Source organism: Marinospirillum celere (assembly GCF_900112235.1).
GTDB lineage: Bacteria > Pseudomonadota > Gammaproteobacteria > Pseudomonadales > Halomonadaceae > Marinospirillum > Marinospirillum celere.
In genome coordinates this window covers 1-17,812 of record NZ_FOLH01000007.1, presented here as the reverse complement: position 1 = coordinate 17,812, position 17,812 = coordinate 1, and the positions used below count along the sequence as shown (strand labels likewise).

Sequence of the window (17,812 nt, the reverse complement as noted above, 5' to 3'; positions counted from 1 at the left end):
AAAAATTACTTTTGGTTAATAACGGCGTCTACGATGCTGGACGGTGCTTCGGCATACTCGGAGAATTCCATCGAGTAGCTGGCACGACCCTGGGTCGCAGAGCGCAGGTCGGTTGCATAACCAAACATTTCGCCCAGCGGCACCTTGGCACGAATAACCTTACCGGAAGGCAAGTCATCCATACCCTGCACCAGGCCACGACGGCGATTCAGGTCGCCCATAACGTCGCCCATGTAGTCTTCAGGCGTAACCACTTCAACCTTCATCATAGGCTCAAGCAGTACTGCACCTGCCTTCTTGGCGCCTTCCTTGATTGCCATGGAACCAGCAATCTTGAAGGCCATTTCGTTAGAGTCAACGTCGTGGTAAGAACCGTCGTAGAGGGTTACCTTAACGTCGATCATTGGGTAGCCAGCCAGAACACCATTCTGCAGCTGTTCATAACAGCCTTTATCAACAGAACCGATGTACTCACGTGGAACCACACCACCAACGATTTCGTTTACGAACTCGTAATCTTTATCGCCATCTTCACCCTTGTCGGTCAAAGGCTCAATGCGCAGCCATACATGGCCATACTGACCACGACCACCGGACTGACGCACAAACTTGCCTTCTTGCTCAACCGACTTGCGGATGGTTTCTCGGTAGGCAACCTGTGGCTTACCGATGTTGGCTTCGACCTTGAATTCGCGCTTCATGCGGTCAACGATGATATCCAGGTGCAGCTCACCCATACCAGAGATGATGGTCTGACCGGACTCTTCGTCAGTCTTGACGCGGAAAGAAGGATCTTCCTGGGCCAGTTTACCCAGTGCAATACCCATTTTTTCCTGGTCAGCTTTAGACTTAGGCTCCACAGCCACAGATATAACCGGATCAGGGAATTCCATGCGCTCCAGAACGATCTTGTGATCTGGGTTGCACAGGGTATCACCTGTCGTTACATCTTTGAGACCTACGCAAGCCGCGATGTCACCAGCGCGGACTTCTTTGATCTCTTCGCGGTTGTTGGCGTGCATCTGAACCAGACGACCAACGCGCTCTTTCTTCTGACGGACTGAGTTGTAAACACCCTGACCAGTTTCTAGCACACCTGAGTAAACGCGGATGTAAGTCAGAGTACCAACGAAGGGGTCGGTTGCTATCTTGAACGCCAGAGCAGCAAAAGGCTCTTTATCGTCAACAGGGCGAGTACCCACGGAGCCGTCTTCCAGCTCACCTTCAATGGCTGCAACTTCATCAGGCGCTGGCAGGTATTCAATAACCGCATCCAGCATGGCCTGAACGCCTTTGTTTTTAAAGGCGGAACCACACATCGCCAGAACGATATCGTTAGCGATGACGCGCTGACGTAGACCTGCCTTGATTTCTTCAGTGGTCAATTCACCACCTTCAAGGTACTTGTCCATCAGTTCTTCGTTGGCTTCAGCAGCAGCTTCGATCATCTGCTCGCGGTACTGATCAGCTTTATCCTGGAGTTCAGCAGGAATGTCACGCAGCTCAAAGCTGGTGCCCATATCCTCTTCACTCCAGTAAATAGCCTTCATACGAATCAGGTCGATAACACCTTCAAATTCGTCTTCAGCGCCGATAGGCAACTGAATAGGTACAGGATTAGCAGCCAGACGCGTTTTGATCTGATCAACAACCCGCTCAAAGTCAGCGCCGGAACGGTCCATTTTGTTAACAAAGACCAGACGGGGAACTTCGTACTTGTTAGCCTGACGCCAGACAGTTTCTGACTGAGGCTCAACACCGGAAGAACCACAGAAAACCACCACAGCACCATCCAGAACCCGCAGTGAGCGCTCAACTTCGATCGTGAAGTCAACGTGCCCAGGGGTATCGATGATGTTGACGCGGTGTTCGTCAAACTGGTGATCCATACCTTTCCAGAAGGTCGTTACAGCAGCAGAGGTAATGGTAATACCACGCTCCTGCTCCTGCTCCATCCAGTCAGTCGTCGATGCACCATCGTGGGTCTCACCCAGCTTGTGGTTAACACCTGTGTAAAACAGAATCCGCTCGGTCGCCGTGGTTTTACCTGCGTCCACGTGGGCACAGATACCAATGTTGCGATAGCGTTTAATAGGGGTTTTGCGTGCCACTTGGGGCCTCCCTTAGAAGCGGTAGTGAGAAAATGCCTTGTTGGCTTCGGCCATGCGGTGCACATCTTCACGCTTCTTAACGGCTGCACCTTTACCTTCAGAGGCATCCAGCATCTCGCCAGCCAGGCGTAGATCCATGGACTTTTCGCCACGCTTGCGTGCAAAGTCTACCAGCCAGCGCATGGCCAGGGCATTACGACGCGAAGGACGAACTTCTACTGGCACCTGATAAGTGGCACCACCAACACGACGGGACTTAACTTCGACCAGCGGCTGAATAGTCTCGAGAGCCTTCTCGAAAACTTCCAGGGGATCTTTCTTGGTGCGTTCTTCCACTTTGCTCAGCGCGCCATAGACAATACGCTCAGCAACGGATTTTTTGCCGCTTTCCATCACGTGGTTCATAAACTTGGCCAAACGCTCACTTCCGTACTTAGGATCTGGAAGCACATCGCGTTTTGCCGCAACTCTTCTTCTTGGCATGATAAGCCCTCAAAACGGTCTTCAGGTAACTCCAGGACACCAAATGAAATCTAACGGCCTGGCCTTACTCTTATCAGACAGTGGTTAATAAAATTACTTAGGACGCTTGGCGCCGTATTTGGAACGACCTTGCTTACGATCCTGTACACCGGAAGTATCCAGAGCACCACGCACGGTGTGATAACGCACACCAGGAAGGTCTTTTACACGACCACCGCGAATCAGAACGACCGAGTGCTCCTGAAGGTTGTGACCTTCACCGCCAATGTATGAAGAAACTTCATAACCATTGGTCAGACGCACACGGCAGACTTTACGCAGTGCCGAGTTAGGTTTTTTAGGTGTAGTCGTGTAAACACGAGTACATACGCCACGCCTTTGTGGGCAAGCCTGAAGTGCAGGAACGTCACTCTTGGCTACTTTCCGTTTGCGTGGCTTGCGAACCAACTGATTAATTGTTGCCATGCAAGCAAACTCCAATGTCTGTTTAGGCACCAAAATGGGTGCTTCAACTAGGCAGATTTCTGATAATACAAAATGGATAGACGCACCTATCCCCTCTTTTGAGGAAGCGCATTCTACGGTCACCCAGTAGACAAGGTCAAGACTTGCAGGTTATTTCCTGCAAATCCTGACCTTTTTTATGCTTTATTCCTCATCTTGATCCAGTGCTGACAGCTCACTGGTCAAGGCCGCTTCAACTTCACTCGCACTTGGACCGGCAAGCAAGGCTTCTTGATCTTCGCGACGACGCTTACGCTGCGCGTGATAAGTCAAGCCGGTACCCGCTGGAATCAAGCGGCCTACAACAACGTTTTCTTTCAAACCGCGCAGATAATCCTTCTTGCCGGTCACTGCAGCTTCGGTCAGGACACGTGTTGTTTCCTGGAAGGAAGCCGCCGAAATGAAAGATTCAGTTGCCAAAGATGCTTTGGTAATACCCAGCAACAGGCGATTGAACTTGGCAGCAAACTTGCTGTTTTCTTCGAGGCGGCGATTTTCTTCGACAACCTTGAAGTATTCAACCTGCTCACCACCAATAAAGCTAGAATCACCTGGATCTGTAATTTCAACTTTGCGCAGCATCTGGCGCACGATAACTTCAATGTGCTTATCGTTGATACCTACACCCTGAAGGCGGTAAACATCCTGTACTTCGCTGGTGATATATTTCGCCAGCTCGCTAACACCCAGCAGGCGCAAAATATCGTGAGGATTGGATGGGCCATCAGAAATCACCTCACCCCTTTCCACTGTTTCACCTTCAAAGACGTTGATCTTACGCCATTTGGGAATCAAGGTTTCAACAGGATCACTACCGTCATTTGGAGTGATCACTATACGCTGTTTGCCTTTGGTTTCTTTACCCAGCGAGATGGTTCCCGAAATTTCTGCCAGTACAGCGGGCTCTTTCGGTTTACGCGCTTCGAAGAGGTCAGCAACACGCGGCAGACCACCGGTAATATCCTTGTTACCACTGCTTTCCTGAGGAATACGGGCAATGATTTGACCGACTTTAACTTCTGAACGGTCTTCAAGGGTCACTACGGCCTTACCAGGCATCATGTACTGCACAGGCGTTTGGCTGCCAGGCAGGATGATTTCTTTGCCATTCTCATCCAACAGCAGCAGCATAGGACGCTTGTCTTTACCAGCTGCGGGACGGTGCTGAGTCTCGATGATTTCAATCGACGACAGACCCGTCAATTCATCAATGTTACGGTTGATGGTAATGCCATCTTCCATATCACTGAACTGAACGCGACCGGCCACTTCGGCAACGATTGGATGAGTGTGTGGGTCCCATTTAGCAACGATCTGACCAGCTTCAACCGCCTCGCCGTCACGAACGTTGATTTCAGCACCATAGGGCAGCTTGTAGTATTCGCGCTCACGGCCCTGAGCATCGGCAATCGCCAAGGCCCCAGAACGGGAAACAGCAACCAACTTGCCATCATCACGGTCAACCACCTTGATGTTGTGGAAGCGGACCTTGCCACCATGCTTAACCTGAACACTATCCGTTGCTGATGCACGCGAGGCCGCACCACCGATGTGGAAGGTACGCATGGTCAGCTGGGTGCCTGGCTCACCGATCGACTGAGCAGCAATAACACCGACAGCCTCACCCACGTTGACCTGGTGGCCACGTGCGAGATCACGACCGTAACACTTGGAGCAAACACCGTAGCGCGTATCACAAGTGATGGTGGAGCGAACGATAATTTCATCGACACTCAGGGTATCCAGCTGGTTACACCATTTTTCATCCAACAGGGTGCCCTTGGAAATGACCACCTCACCGGTTTCAGCACTGATAACATCGCGCGCCACCACACGACCCAGAACGCGCTGGGACAGAGGTACGATGATATCGCCACCTTCGATGATGGGGTGCATAACCAAGCCTTCTTCGGTGCCACAGTCTTCTTCTGTAACAACCAGGTCTTGGGCTACGTCAACCAAACGACGCGTCAGGTAGCCCGAGTTAGCAGTCTTCAAGGCAGTATCCGCCAGACCCTTACGCGCACCGTGAGTCGAGATAAAGTACTGAAGTACGTTCAGACCTTCGCGGAAGTTGGCCACGATGGGGGTTTCAATGATCGAGCCATCAGGCTTGGCCATCAGACCACGCATACCGGCTAGCTGACGGATCTGGGCAGCAGAACCCCGAGCACCTGAGTCAGCCATGATAAAGACGCTGTTGAACGAGTCCTGCTCATGCTCGACACCCTTGGAGTCGACTGCTTTCTCTTTGGAAATACCGACCATCATTGCCTTGGCAACCTTGTCGTTCGCCTTGGACCAGATGTCGATAACCTTGTTGTACTTCTCACCCTGAGTGACCAGACCGGAAGCAAACTGCTGCTCGATTTGTTTCACTTCAGCTTCTGCTTCAGCAACGATTTTCGCTTTCTCATCAGGAATAACGAAGTCGTTTACACCAATTGAACAACCTGACCAGGTCGCATAACGGAAGCCGGTATACATCAGTTGGTCAGCAAAAATAACCGTGTCTTTGAGACCCACGCGGCGATATGCCTCGTTGATCAAGCGTGAAATGGCTTTTTTGTTCAGTGGCTGGTTAGCCAGCTCAAAGGGCAAGCCCTTGGGCAGAATGCGGAAGAGCAACGCCCGACCAACGGTCGTATCGGCCATGAAGGTGCGGGTTTCTGGATCCCCTTCAATTTCTTTAACCGTTTCAGTGATACGTACCTTAACGCGAGCATGCAAGCTTAACGCACCCGTTGCATAGGCACGTTCAGCTTCATCGATTCCGCTCAGGAAGCGACCTTCACCCTGGGCACCGATTTTCTCACGGGTCATGTAGTAGAGACCCAAAACCACGTCCTGCGAAGGAACGATAATGGGCTCACCATTGGAAGGCGACAGGACGTTGTTGGTCGACAGCATCAGGGCACGGGCTTCGAGCTGGGCTTCCAGAGTCAGAGGCACGTGAACCGCCATCTGGTCACCGTCAAAGTCGGCGTTATAGGCCGCACATACCAGTGGGTGCAGCTGGATGGCCTTACCTTCGATCAGGACAGGTTCAAACGCCTGGATACCCAGACGGTGAAGCGTCGGTGCTCGGTTCAAGAGAACAGGGTGCTGGCGGATGACTTCAGCCAGAATATCCCAAACCTCAGGCAATTCACGCTCAACCATCTTTTTGGCTGCTTTGATGGTCGTAGCCAGGCCACGCGCTTCCAGCTTGGCAAAAATGAACGGCTTGAAGAGTTCCAGCGCCATTTTCTTAGGCAGACCACACTGATGCAGGCGCAGCGTAGGACCAACGGTGATGACCGAACGGCCTGAGTAGTCAACACGCTTACCCAACAGGTTTTGACGGAAGCGACCCTGCTTACCCTTGATCATATCAGCCAAGGATTTCAGAGGACGCTTGTTGCTACCCGTGATGGCGCGACCACGACGACCATTATCCAAGAGGGCATCAACCGCTTCCTGGAGCATCCGCTTTTCATTACGCACGATAATGTCTGGTGCATTGAGTTCCAACAGACGCTTGAGACGGTTATTCCGGTTAATGACTCGACGGTAAAGATCGTTCAGGTCAGAGGTCGCAAAGCGGCCACCATCCAGAGGCACCAGAGGACGCAGATCGGGTGGCAATACGGGCAGCACTTCCATCACCATCCAGCCAGGCTGGTTGGAGGAGTCACGGAAAGCTTCCAAAATCTTCAAGCGCTTGGTCAGTTTCTTCATCTTGGTTTCAGATGAAGTCTGAGGAATCTCTTCGCGAATGGTTTCGATCTCATCATCCAGATCGATATCATTCAGCAGTGCCTGAACGGCTTCAGCACCCATACGGGCGTCAAAGTCATCGCCAAACTCTTCCAGGGCATCAAAGTACTGTTCATCGTTCAGCAGTTGACCTTTTTCAAGCGTGGTCATACCTGGATCGATAACGATGAAACTTTCAAAATAAAGGACGCGCTCAATATCGCGCAGAGTCATGTCCAGCATCAAGCCAATGCGTGATGGCAAGGACTTCAGGAACCAAATGTGGGCAACAGGAGAAGCCAGGTCAATATGACCCATACGCTCACGACGCACCTTGGCCTGGGTAACTTCAACACCACACTTTTCGCAGATGATGCCTCGATGCTTCATCCGCTTGTATTTTCCGCACAAGCACTCGTAGTCTTTAACCGGGCCAAAAATCTTGGCACAGAAAAGACCGTCACGCTCTGGCTTGAAGGTACGGTAGTTGATCGTCTCTGGCTTCTTGACTTCACCAAAGGACCAGGAACGAATCATGTCCGGTGAAGCAAGGGAAATCTTGAGGGATTCAAATTCCTCAGGTTGTCCCTGAGTACGCAATACATTGACTAGGTCTTTCATCAGCCGCAGCTCCCGTTGGAGTTACGGCGGGCCACTGGCCCGCCGGCACTTTCTACTCTAGCCCCGCATGGGGGTTCCCCGCATATCTGCCTGGGGTATTAATATTCCAGGTCGATATCGATCGCCAGAGAACGTATTTCTTTAATCAGAACGTTGAAGGACTCAGGCATACCTGGCTCCATCTTGTGATTGCCATCCACGATGTTTTTGTACATCTTGGTACGACCATTCACATCATCTGATTTAACCGTCAGCATTTCCTGCAAGCTGTGCGCTGCGCCATAGGCTTCCAGCGCCCAGACTTCCATCTCACCAAAGCGCTGACCACCGAACTGTGCCTTACCACCCAAGGGCTGCTGGGTAACCAGGCTGTAAGAACCGGTGGAACGGGCGTGCATCTTGTCATCAACCAGGTGGTTCAGCTTCAACATGTACATGTAGCCAACCGTTACCGGGCGGTCAAATTTGTCACCCGTACGGCCATCATAGAGGTCCATTTGACCACTACGTGGCAGGCCAGCAAGCTCCAGCATGGCTTTGACTTCGTGCTCTTTGGCACCATCAAAGACGGCTGTGGCCATGGGCACACCTTTTTTCAGGTTGTGTGCCAACTCGATGACTTCTTCATCACTGAAGCTGTCCAGTTCTTCCTTGTTCTTGCCACCGATCTGGTTGTAAACCTGCTCCAGGAAGCTACGGATTTCAGTAACCTGAGCTTCGCGTTCAGCCAAGAGCATTTCTTCAATGCGCTCACCCAAACCCTTGGCTGCCAGACCCAAGTGGGTTTCCAGAACCTGACCTACGTTCATCCGGGAAGGAACACCCAGCGGGTTGAGTACCACATCAACGGGGATACCCTTCTCGTTGTAAGGCATGTCTTCAACCGGCATGATCGCAGAAATAACACCCTTGTTACCGTGGCGGCCAGCCATCTTGTCACCGGGTTGAATGCGGCGCTTAACAGCCACATAAACTTTGACGATTTTGAGTACGCCAGGAGCCAGGTCATCGCCTTGCTGCAGCTTACGTTTCTTGTCTTCAAACTTTTCTTCCATGATGTTCTTGCGCTCTTCCAGCTGCTGCTGGGCTTGGGCAAGAAGCTCATTCAAAGACTCGTCCTGCATGCGTAGCTTGAACCACTGCACGTTGGGCAGCTCTTCCAAGTAAGCCGCAGTAATGCGCTCATTCTTGGAAAGGTTAGGACCACCGTTGACAGGCTGGCCTTCGAGAGCATTGTGAAGACGCGTAAAGGTCGCTTCTTCAGCAATCCGGTACTCTTCTTTAAGGTCTTTGCGAACCTCGTCCAACTGCATCTGCTCAATGGATAGAGCGCGCTTGTCTTTTTCCACGCCATCGCGGGTAAAGACCTGGACATCAATAACTGTACCCTTCATGCCGGTAGAAACACGCAGTGACGTATCCTTAACGTCAGAAGCCTTCTCACCAAAGATGGCACGCAGGAGCTTCTCTTCGGGTGTCAACTGGGTTTCGCCCTTAGGTGTTACCTTGCCGACCAGAATGTCGCCAGGACCAACTTCGGCACCGATATAAACAATCCCTGAATCATCCAGCTTGGACAGCGCCGACTCACCGACGTTGGGAATATCAGAAGTAATCTCTTCTGAGCCCAGCTTGGTATCCCGAGCCACGCAGGTTAGCTCTTGGATATGAATAGTCGTGAAACGGTCTTCTTCAACAACCCTTTCTGAAACCAGAATCGAGTCCTCAAAGTTGAAACCATTCCAGGGCATAAAAGCAATACGCATGTTCTGACCCAGAGCCAGCTCACCCATATCAACTGAAGGACCATCAGCCAGGATATCACCACGGGTCACACGATCACCGGGCTTAACGATAGGACGCTGGTTAATACACGTGTTCTGGTTAGAACGGGTGTACTTGGTCAGGTTGTAAATATCGATACCTGCCTCACCACCTATCAGCTCGCCTTCATTAATGCGAACGACGATTCGTGAAGCGTCAACCGAGTCAACAACACCGCCGCGCAGAGCAACAGCACAAACACCTGAGTCACGCGCAACAAAGCGCTCCATACCTGTACCCACCAGCGGTTTATCTGCTTTAAGGGTAGGTACTGCCTGACGCTGCATGTTCGAACCCATTAGGGCGCGGTTAGCATCATCATGCTCCAGGAAAGGAATCAAGGAAGCGGCAACGGAAACAACCTGACGTGGCGAAACGTCCATCAGGGTCACCTGATCAGGTGTAACAAAGGTGGTATCACCCTTATGACGCACCTGAACCAGATCATCAATCAATTCACCGTCATCGCTAAGCTTCGCGGAAGCCTGGGCGATAACAAACTGGCCTTCTTCAATCGCTGACAGGTAAGCAACTTCATCCGTTACCTTGCTATCCACTACCTTACGGTAAGGTGTTTCCAGGAAGCCATAAGAGTTGGTACGTGCATAGGTCGCCAAGGAGTTGATCAGACCGATGTTAGGGCCTTCAGGCGTTTCAATTGGGCAGACACGACCATAGTGCGTTGGATGAACGTCACGTACTTCAAAGCCGGCACGCTCACGCGTCAAGCCACCCGGGCCGAGCGCAGAAACACGACGCTTGTGAGTCACCTCAGAGAGCGGGTTGTTCTGGTCCATAAACTGTGACAGCTGACTGGAACCAAAGAATTCCTTAACCGCTGCAGCGACAGGTTTGGCATTAATTAGGTCCTGAGGCATCAGGCCTTCACTTTCAGCCAGAGACAAGCGCTCTTTTACTGCGCGCTCAACACGAACCAGGCCAACACGGAATTGGTTTTCAGCCATCTCACCGACAGAACGGATACGGCGGTTGCCCAGGTGATCAATATCATCCACATCACCCTTACCATTACGAATATTCAGCAGCTCACGCATGACATCAATAATGTCTTCGTGCTGAAGAATAGCCGAGCCAGTATCTTCTTCACGGCGCAGGCGGCGGTTGAATTTCATCCGGCCAACAACCGAAAGGTCATAGCGATCTTCGGAGAAGAACAGGTTTTGGAAAAGGCTTTCCGCTGCTTCTTTAGTGGGTGGCTCACCAGGACGCATCATCCGGTAGATTTCAACCAAAGCTTCAAGCTGCGAACGGGTCGGATCCGCTTTAATGGTATCCGACATGAAGGGACCGCAATCCAGGTCGTTAGTGTAAAGCGTTTCAAAACTGGTGACCTTGGCTTCAACCAGCTTCGTCAATACTTCGGCATTCAGCTCAGAGTTGCATTCGGCAATCAGTTCACCGGTCGAAGGGTCGACCATATCCCGCGCCAAAACCTTACCAAAGAGGTAATCAGCAGGAACAGCCAAGCGACTGATACCCGCTTTTTCAATCTGGCGGATATGCTTTTGGGTGATGCGGCGATCTTTCTCAACAATCACCTTGCCATCTTGATCTGTAATTTCAAAAGACGAGGTTTCGCCACGCAAGCGTGAAGGGATCAGGTCAACTGAAAAACCATTATTTTCAATATTAAAGGTGCTGGTTTCAAAAAACATTTCCAGTATCTGTTCGGCTGTATAGCCAAGCGCACGAAGCAAAATGCTTGCTGGCAGCTTCCGACGACGGTCGATACGAACAAATACGAGATCCTTGGGATCGAATTCAAAATCCAGCCAGGAGCCACGGTAAGGAATAATACGGGCAGAGTAGAGAAGCTTGCCCGACGAATGGGTTTTACCCCGGTCATGATCAAAGAAAACACCAGGTGACCGGTGCAACTGGGAAACAATAACCCTTTCAGTACCATTGATAACGAAGGTACCGTTTTCTGTCATGAGCGGCATTTCGCCCATGTAAACTTCCTGTTCTTTGATGTCCTTGATTGCCTTGTTCGGCGAATCCTTATCGTAAATAACCAGGCGCACCTTGACGCGCAAGGGAGCAGCATAGGTTACGCCACGCAGGATACACTCCTTGACGTCAAACGCCGGGGTACCAAGACGGTAGCTTACATACTCAAGCGCTGCATTGCCTGAGTAGCTCTCGATAGGAAACACGGACTGAAATGCAGCATGCAAACCAGTTTCAGTACGCGCATCACCAGCCTTATCTTCTTGAAGGAACTGGCGATAGGAATCCAGCTGTATGGCCAGTAAGTAAGGAACATCCATTACTACTGGTAGTTTACTGAAATCCTTGCGGATGCGTTTTTTCTCTGTGTACGAGTAAGCCATCTATTTTCCCCAGCTTGTTCACCAGAAACCAGACCGCAAGTGGTCACTACGCCTTAAGGGGGAGGCGCGCCCCAACTGCGATGCACCGGTTAAGGTGAAACATGCAGTCATATCTAATCAGCAAAGCAGGCTTTAACAGAAAAAGGCCGGGGGCGCAAGCGCCACCAGCCATTCAACTGCCGCAGCCTAAAGCTGCCAAGCAAATTACTTGAGTTCCACCGTAGCACCGGCTTCTTCAAGCTTCGCTTTTGCAGCTTCAGCGTCTTCTTTAGAAGCGCCTTCTTTAACCGTTGCAGGTGCGCCATCAACCATGCCTTTGGCTTCTTTCAGGCCCAGACCGGTGATTTCACGAACGGCTTTGATAACGTTAACTTTCTTGTCACCAGCTGAAGCCAGAACAACGTCAAATTCGGTTTGCTCTTCAGCAGCTTCGCCGCCACCAGCAGCGCCACCAGCTACAACAGCAGCTGCAGCGCTAACACCGAATTTTTCTTCCATTGCTTCAATCAGTTCAACAACTTCCATTACTGACATTTCAGCAACGGCATTGATGATGTCTTCTTTGTTAAGTGCCATGTTAGCTCTACCTAAATTAAAATGAGTAAACTACTCGGAAATTTAAGGAAGCGATCAAGCCGCTTCTTGTTTCTGGTCGCGCAGTGCCGCGAGAGTACGTACCAGCTTGCCAGCCGAGGCTTCTTTCATAGTAGCCATCAGTTTGGCGATCGCTTCGTCGTAAGTTGGCAGACTTGCCAGACGATCGATATCCTTCGCTGGGATGATCTCACCCTCGTAAGCCATTGCTTTGACTTCGAATTCTTTCTGATCTTTTGCAAAGTCCTTGAACAACCGGGCAGCAGCGCCTGGGTGATCCATGGAGAATGCAATCAGTGTAGGACCTACAAACTGATCAGACAGACCTTCATAAGCAGTGTCTGCAAAAGCAAAACGAGCCAGGGTATTACGCACAACACGCATATCTACCTGAGCTTCACGAGCTTGCTTACGCAGCTCGGTCATTGCACCTACAGTCACGCCACGCGAGTCGGCAACAACTACGGACTGAGCAGCTTTGGCAGCTTTGTTGACATCAGCAACAATAGCTTTTTTGTCTTTCAGACTTAATGCCACTTTTTTGCTCCTCTTGGAGAGAAGTTGCTTGGCAACTCTCTACGGTTTCCAACCCTCCGAAAGATCGGAGTCGTTTATGATGGTTGGACCGACAATTCTGGCGGCCTCCATCTGCGTAGGAAATTAAGTTTTTGCAGTACAAAAACACCTACGGTCTTTGACGGTCAGCGGGCTAAAACTTAGCCCGCTCCGCAAAGTAACCTCACAGATTCAAGCTTGAAATATCAACAGTCAAGCCTGGACCCATGGTGGTAGACAAGGACACCTTCTTCACATAAACGCCTTTGGAAGAAGATGGCTTCAATTTTTTCAGATCGGACAGCAGGGCTTCAACGTTGCCACGGATAGCATCTGCAGCAAAATCAACCTTACCAATACCCGCGTGAACAATACCGTTCTTATCAGTACGGAAACGAACCTGACCAGCTTTGGCGTTTTTAACAGCAGTTGCCACGTCAGGTGTTACTGTGCCAACTTTGGGGTTAGGCATCAGACCGCGCGGACCCAGAATCTGACCCAGTTGACCAACAACACGCATGGCGTCAGGTGCAGCGACAACAACATCAAAATCCATGACGCCTTTTTTGACTTGTTCGGCCAGGTCTTCCATACCTACTAGGTCAGCACCGGCTTCTTTAGCAGCATCAGCAGCAGCACCCTGAGCAAAAACAGCAACGCGTACATCTTTGCCTGTACCATTAGGCAGGACAGTTGCGCCACGAACAACCTGGTCAGACTTACGTGGATCTACACCTAGGTTAACTGCCAGCTCAAACGTTTCTTTAAACTTTACAGGGGGCAGAGAAGCCAGAACTTCGACTGCTTCTTCAAGAGTGTAAGCCTTGTTGGAATCAACTTTTTCAGCAATTTGCTTTTGACGCTTAGTCAGCTTGGCCATTTACACACCCTCCGAGTCTATACCCATACTGCGCGCAGTACCGGCAATCGTACGAACAGCTGCATCCATATCGGCTGCAGTCAGATCTGGCTCTTTCATCTTGGCAATTTCTTCCAGCTGCTCGCGTGTAATTTTGCCAACCTTGTTCTTATTGGGTTCAGCAGAACCTGATTTAAGACCCAGGGTTTTCTTCAGCAGTACAGCTGCGGGAGGGGTTTTGGTGACAAAAGTAAAGCTGCGGTCACTGTAAACAGTGATAACCACAGGAATCGGAAGACCTGCTTCCATTTCCTGAGTTTGAGCATTAAATGCTTTACAGAATTCCATGATGTTCACACCGTGCTGACCCAGTGCTGGACCAACGGGTGGACTTGGGTTCGCCTTACCAGCTCCAACTTGAAGCTTGATGTAGGCTTGTACTTTCTTAGCCATAATTTACTCCTGTGGGTTCAACGCCTTGCGGCTCCCCGTTTTAATTTGCTGGCAATACCAGCACCTAATTAATCTTTTTCTACCTGGCCGAAATCCAGCTCTACAGGTGTCGCTCGCCCAAAAATAAGTACTGAAACGTGCAGGCGGCTCTTTTCGTAGTTCACTTCTTCTACGACACCATTAAAATCGGCAAAAGGCCCATCCAGGACGCGCACCACTTCACCTGGTTCAAACATGGTCCGAGGACGAGGTTTATCTGTGCCATCCTGGACACGCTGAAGAATCTGATCAGCTTCTTTCTCAGTAATGGGTGCAGGCCTTTCTGGTGTACCACCAATAAAGCCCAGAACCTTGGGCGTTTCCTTTACCAAGTGCCAGCTATCATCATTCATTTCCATTTCCACCAGCACGTAGCCGGGGTAGAATTTACGCTCACTTTTGCGCTTTTTCCCTTCACGCATTTCAACAACTTCTTCAGTGGGCACTAGAATCTGACCAAAGAGATCTTCCATCTCTTTCAGATTGACACGCTCTTGAAGTGAGCGCATAACCTGTTTTTCAAAGCCCGAATAGGCGTGTACGACGTACCAGCGCTTAGCCATAATGCTTCTCCTAGTAAATCAGGCTTTGGATGATCCAGCTCAAGAAGGAATCAATGAGCCAAAGGAGCAGAGCAACAATAGCTACAGCAGCAAGAACGATCAGAGTTGTCTGGGTCGTTTCAGGGCGTGTAGGCCAGATAACCTTACGTATTTCAGTCCGCGCTTCACGGGCCATGGCCAGAAACTTTTGCCCCTTGGCTGTTTGTGCAAAAACACCAGCCGCCAGGGCCAGCAACACAACAACGCCCGCCACTCGATAGAGCAGAGGCTGATCACCAAAATACATGTTTCCCAGCACTGCTGCTGAAACCAGCAACACTACAAGAGCCCATTTAAAACCATCCAGGCGAGCTGGCTGAGCTTCGGCTTTTGCTTTCATCTGGGATTTAACTCCTTGCGGCAGCACTTTGTATGGAAATATCAAAACCAACCTGGGGAAGATTGGCAGGCCAGGAGGGAATCGAACCCCCAACCTGCGGTTTTGGAGACCGCTGCTCTGCCAATTGAGCTACTGGCCTAAAATTTGGCATTAAGAACTTGACGCTTGCTCACGACCAAAACTCAATCGTGGAGCTCATGGGCGGATTTGAACCGCCGACCTCACCCTTACCAAGGGTGTGCTCTACCCCTGAGCTACATGAGCTTATTTGGAGCGGGCAGCGGGAATCGAACCCGCGTCATCAGCTTGGAAGGCTGAGGTTCTACCATTAAACTATGCCCGCTTGCCCGGGAAAAACTGGTGGAGGGGGAAGGATTCGAACCTTCGAAGCTCGCGCGGCAGATTTACAGTCTGCTCCCTTTGACCACTCGGGAACCCCTCCAGCGAGGCGATAAATTATACTCAAATTTATGCCTGTGTCAAGGAAGAATTTTCTCTCTCCCCAAACAACGGCGGCAACTTTAACAGCTAGGCTCTTATTCGGCAAGTCTTTTTTCAAAACTCCTTTCAGGCATACCACTGAGTTGTCCGGATTTTTCCGATGAGGTCACTGGAAACATTAACTCCAAACCTGCGTAGACCATATCTGGCCAGCAATAAGGGATGACATCCAAGCCACCTGAAATTAGCAGAGCATCACCACCCGTCAAAATAATTGGAAGCTTATGCTTCTGTTCCATTTGAATTTGAGTATAGGCCGTATTTATTTGCCCAATTGCTGCCAAATAAATGCCATGTCCGACGGCCTGATGAGTCGTTCGTCCGGGTGTAGTCATTCCCTGGTGATCCTCATCTGGGTCTATAGGGACATTGCGGGTACCCAGCTTCAGACTCTCTTTCATTAGCCGTATTCCTGGCGCAATAAAACCACCTAGGTGCTGCCCCCCATCCAAGACAAAATCGATGGTGATCGCACTACCGCAGTCAACCACGCAACACCCGCCCACGGCATGAAAGCCAGCTAGAATCCCCAGCCAACGGTCTACTCCCAGTGTTGATGGTTGGCGATAGGCATTGCGCACACCCGAGAAGCGCTCTGAAGAGCGAGCAACATGAAGAGGAACCCGATAGCGCCTTGCCAGTCGCTCTACCTCCTGCAGAACCTCCTTGCCGCCCACGTTGGAAACGCGCATCAATTTAAGATCACGAAAATCAGGTATCTCGTCTGAGTCTTCCCAACGATCGCGTGTCCAGATGGAACCTCTATCCAGAATGCGGCTTGAAGTAATGCATTTTAGGCGCCATTTGGTCAGGGTATTGCCAATATCAAGATCAAGAATCACTCAGATAACCTCAAACTGATTTCACCGGAGTTAATAGAACGCCAGCTGCCATCAGCAGCTTGTACATTCAGCTCACCCAGCGGGTTAACATCACCCAAAAGCACTTCTTCCTGACCCGATGCGGAGATCAAATGAACCTTTTTACCCTTCCAAATATGCAGCTGATTCCAAGCTTCCACATGAGGCTGAAAGCCAGTTATTGCATAACTTTCCAGCACCCTGGCAACCTCAATAAAAAGGTCAGCGACCAACTGATTTCGTGAAGGCAGCTTTTCAGTATGATCACTAAGGAAGGTGAAGCTTTGATCAATCAAGGAAGCATCAAATGTAGGGGGACGGCTAAAATTAACGCCATAGCCTACAACAAGAATACAGGGGCCTGCCAGGTCACCGGTAATTTCAATGAGTATTCCTCCCAACTTACTGCCATTGAGATAGACATCATTGGGCCATTTCAGGCCTGTTCCAGGAAAACCATATTTCTGTAAACATCGGCAGAGGGCAACACCTATGGCAAGACTTAAACCTTGAAGCTTTTGGGCCGAGCCATCAAAGTGCCAACCTAGTGTAGAGCTCAGAGAGGAGGCAAAAGGACTCATCCACTGGCGCCCTCTACGCCCTTTACCTTGCACCTGCATTTCAGCGGTCACAAAATGCTTGTGGATATTTTGTCCTGCATTGGCAAAATCGAGCAGGTGGGTATTAGTTGAACCGACCAAAGGAAGGGTTTCTAGCTTGGCATCATGAAAGGAGTCGAGGGACTTAATCTGCTCTGCCAAAGCTGTCGCATCAAGCAAATCCAAAGGCTCAAGAAGGCAGTAACCTAATTGCTTGTCTGTGGTGTACTCAAGACCCAACTCAGGAAGCTTTTGGATTTGTTTCCACACTGCTGTACGACTGATCGCTAACTGATCACCTAATTCAGTACCGGTATGAGGCTTGCCGTCACTTAATAGCTTGATTAATGGATAAAGGTTCATGAAAACTCCCTAGCAAGCCGCAAGTGTAGCTTTTTCCAGTGAACTTGTAACCTAATCAACAGGCATAAAAAAACCCCCAGCTTTGAGCTGGGGGTTTTTCTTTAATAAGTGCCTGACGATGACCTACTTTCACATGGGGAAGCCCCACACTATCATCGGCGCTGAGCGGTTTCACTGCTGAGTTCGGCAAGGGATCAGGTGGTTCCCACTCGCTATTGTCGTCAGGCGTAACTGGTTGGTTGCTGGCGGTGTTACTAAGGCCAACAGCCTAAAAAGGGGCAAGCAATCTCGTTCGCTTCGTCAAAGCATCATCTGTTTCGTATCCGGTTTACGTCGTTTCAGTACCGCTTAAAACCGTTTGGGTGTTATATGGTCAAGCCTCACGGGTCATTAGTACCGGTTAGCTCAATGC

At 50.4% G+C, this 17,812-nt stretch carries 13 protein-coding genes, 4 tRNA genes and 1 rRNA gene; all 18 read right to left on the bottom strand.

Annotated features, from left to right (window positions below; translation table 11 throughout):
• Nucleotides 1-5: 5 nt before the first annotated feature.
• On the bottom strand, nt 6-2,111 hold the full coding sequence (gene fusA / locus BM185_RS13535) for an elongation factor G (RefSeq protein ID WP_091964857.1): 2,106 nt from the start codon (nt 2,109-2,111) through the stop codon (nt 6-8).
• A gap of 12 nt (nt 2,112-2,123) precedes the next feature.
• Nucleotides 2,124-2,594, bottom strand: coding sequence for a 30S ribosomal protein S7 (gene rpsG / locus BM185_RS13530; protein ID WP_091964855.1), 471 nt, complete (start codon nt 2,592-2,594; stop codon nt 2,124-2,126).
• Between the two features lie 93 nt (nt 2,595-2,687).
• Complete coding sequence (gene rpsL / locus BM185_RS13525; protein ID WP_091964853.1) at nt 2,688-3,059, bottom strand: 30S ribosomal protein S12; 372 nt, start codon at nt 3,057-3,059, stop codon at nt 2,688-2,690.
• 183 nt (nt 3,060-3,242) lie between these two features.
• On the bottom strand, nt 3,243-7,457 hold the full coding sequence (gene rpoC / locus BM185_RS13520; protein WP_091964851.1) for a DNA-directed RNA polymerase subunit beta': 4,215 nt from the start codon (nt 7,455-7,457) through the stop codon (nt 3,243-3,245).
• Nucleotides 7,458-7,555: 98 nt separating this feature from the next.
• Nucleotides 7,556-11,635 carry a DNA-directed RNA polymerase subunit beta gene (rpoB, locus tag BM185_RS13515; RefSeq protein ID WP_091964849.1) on the bottom strand — a complete coding sequence of 1,360 codons (4,080 nt, stop codon included), beginning with the start codon at nt 11,633-11,635 and terminating at the stop codon, nt 7,556-7,558.
• Between the two features lie 204 nt (nt 11,636-11,839).
• Entirely contained in the window at nt 11,840-12,211 is a 372-nt protein-coding gene (gene rplL, locus BM185_RS13510; protein WP_091964847.1) for a 50S ribosomal protein L7/L12, read from the bottom strand.
• A 54-nt stretch (nt 12,212-12,265) separates the two neighbouring features.
• Nucleotides 12,266-12,766 (bottom strand): 50S ribosomal protein L10, encoded by a 501-nt coding sequence (gene rplJ / locus BM185_RS13505; RefSeq protein WP_091964845.1) that lies wholly within the window; start codon nt 12,764-12,766, stop codon nt 12,266-12,268.
• A gap of 202 nt (nt 12,767-12,968) precedes the next feature.
• Nucleotides 12,969-13,664 carry a 50S ribosomal protein L1 gene (rplA, locus tag BM185_RS13500; RefSeq protein WP_091964843.1) on the bottom strand — a complete coding sequence of 232 codons (696 nt, stop codon included), beginning with the start codon at nt 13,662-13,664 and terminating at the stop codon, nt 12,969-12,971.
• Complete coding sequence (gene rplK, locus BM185_RS13495) at nt 13,665-14,096, bottom strand: 50S ribosomal protein L11 (RefSeq protein WP_091964841.1); 432 nt, start codon at nt 14,094-14,096, stop codon at nt 13,665-13,667.
• Nucleotides 14,097-14,164: 68 nt separating this feature from the next.
• A complete protein-coding gene (gene nusG / locus BM185_RS13490) occupies nt 14,165-14,698 on the bottom strand; it encodes a transcription termination/antitermination protein NusG (protein WP_091964839.1) in 534 nt (177 codons plus the stop codon).
• A 10-nt stretch (nt 14,699-14,708) separates the two neighbouring features.
• On the bottom strand, nt 14,709-15,077 hold the full coding sequence (secE, locus tag BM185_RS13485; protein ID WP_091964837.1) for a preprotein translocase subunit SecE: 369 nt from the start codon (nt 15,075-15,077) through the stop codon (nt 14,709-14,711).
• A 63-nt stretch (nt 15,078-15,140) separates the two neighbouring features.
• Nucleotides 15,141-15,216: transfer RNA gene (locus BM185_RS13480), tRNA-Trp, on the bottom strand.
• Between the two features lie 50 nt (nt 15,217-15,266).
• Nucleotides 15,267-15,341 (bottom strand) — tRNA-Thr (locus BM185_RS13475).
• 5 nt (nt 15,342-15,346) lie between these two features.
• Nucleotides 15,347-15,420, bottom strand: a tRNA-Gly gene (locus tag BM185_RS13470).
• 15 nt (nt 15,421-15,435) lie between these two features.
• Nucleotides 15,436-15,519 (bottom strand) — tRNA-Tyr (locus BM185_RS13465).
• A 94-nt stretch (nt 15,520-15,613) separates the two neighbouring features.
• Nucleotides 15,614-16,420, bottom strand: coding sequence for a type III pantothenate kinase (locus tag BM185_RS13460; protein WP_091964835.1), 807 nt, complete (start codon nt 16,418-16,420; stop codon nt 15,614-15,616).
• Entirely contained in the window at nt 16,417-17,400 is a 984-nt protein-coding gene (locus tag BM185_RS13455; protein WP_091964833.1) for a biotin--[acetyl-CoA-carboxylase] ligase, read from the bottom strand. The genes BM185_RS13460 and BM185_RS13455 overlap by 4 nt, the downstream gene beginning before the upstream one ends.
• 110 nt (nt 17,401-17,510) lie before the next feature.
• Nucleotides 17,511-17,626 (bottom strand): 5S ribosomal RNA (gene rrf / locus BM185_RS13450).
• Nucleotides 17,627-17,812 lie beyond the last annotated feature (186 nt).

What these genes read in the sequence shown, in the direction of transcription:
- rplA (WP_091964843.1), bottom strand. Translation starts at nt 13,664, where the DNA reads ATGGCCAAGCTGACTAAGCGTCAAAAGCAAATTGCTGAAAAAGTTGAT.
- secE (WP_091964837.1), bottom strand. Translation starts at nt 15,077, where the DNA reads ATGAAAGCAAAAGCCGAAGCTCAGCCAGCTCGCCTGGATGGTTTTAAA.
- rplL (WP_091964847.1), bottom strand. Translation starts at nt 12,211, where the DNA reads ATGGCACTTAACAAAGAAGACATCATCAATGCCGTTGCTGAAATGTCA.
- rpoB (WP_091964849.1), bottom strand. Translation starts at nt 11,635, where the DNA reads ATGGCTTACTCGTACACAGAGAAAAAACGCATCCGCAAGGATTTCAGT.
- rpsL (WP_091964853.1), bottom strand. Translation starts at nt 3,059, where the DNA reads ATGGCAACAATTAATCAGTTGGTTCGCAAGCCACGCAAACGGAAAGTA.
- rpsG (WP_091964855.1), bottom strand. Translation starts at nt 2,594, where the DNA reads ATGCCAAGAAGAAGAGTTGCGGCAAAACGCGATGTGCTTCCAGATCCT.
- BM185_RS13455 (WP_091964833.1), bottom strand. Translation starts at nt 17,400, where the DNA reads ATGAACCTTTATCCATTAATCAAGCTATTAAGTGACGGCAAGCCTCAT.
- nusG (WP_091964839.1), bottom strand. Translation starts at nt 14,698, where the DNA reads ATGGCTAAGCGCTGGTACGTCGTACACGCCTATTCGGGCTTTGAAAAA.
- rpoC (WP_091964851.1), bottom strand. Translation starts at nt 7,457, where the DNA reads ATGAAAGACCTAGTCAATGTATTGCGTACTCAGGGACAACCTGAGGAA.
- rplK (WP_091964841.1), bottom strand. Translation starts at nt 14,096, where the DNA reads ATGGCTAAGAAAGTACAAGCCTACATCAAGCTTCAAGTTGGAGCTGGT.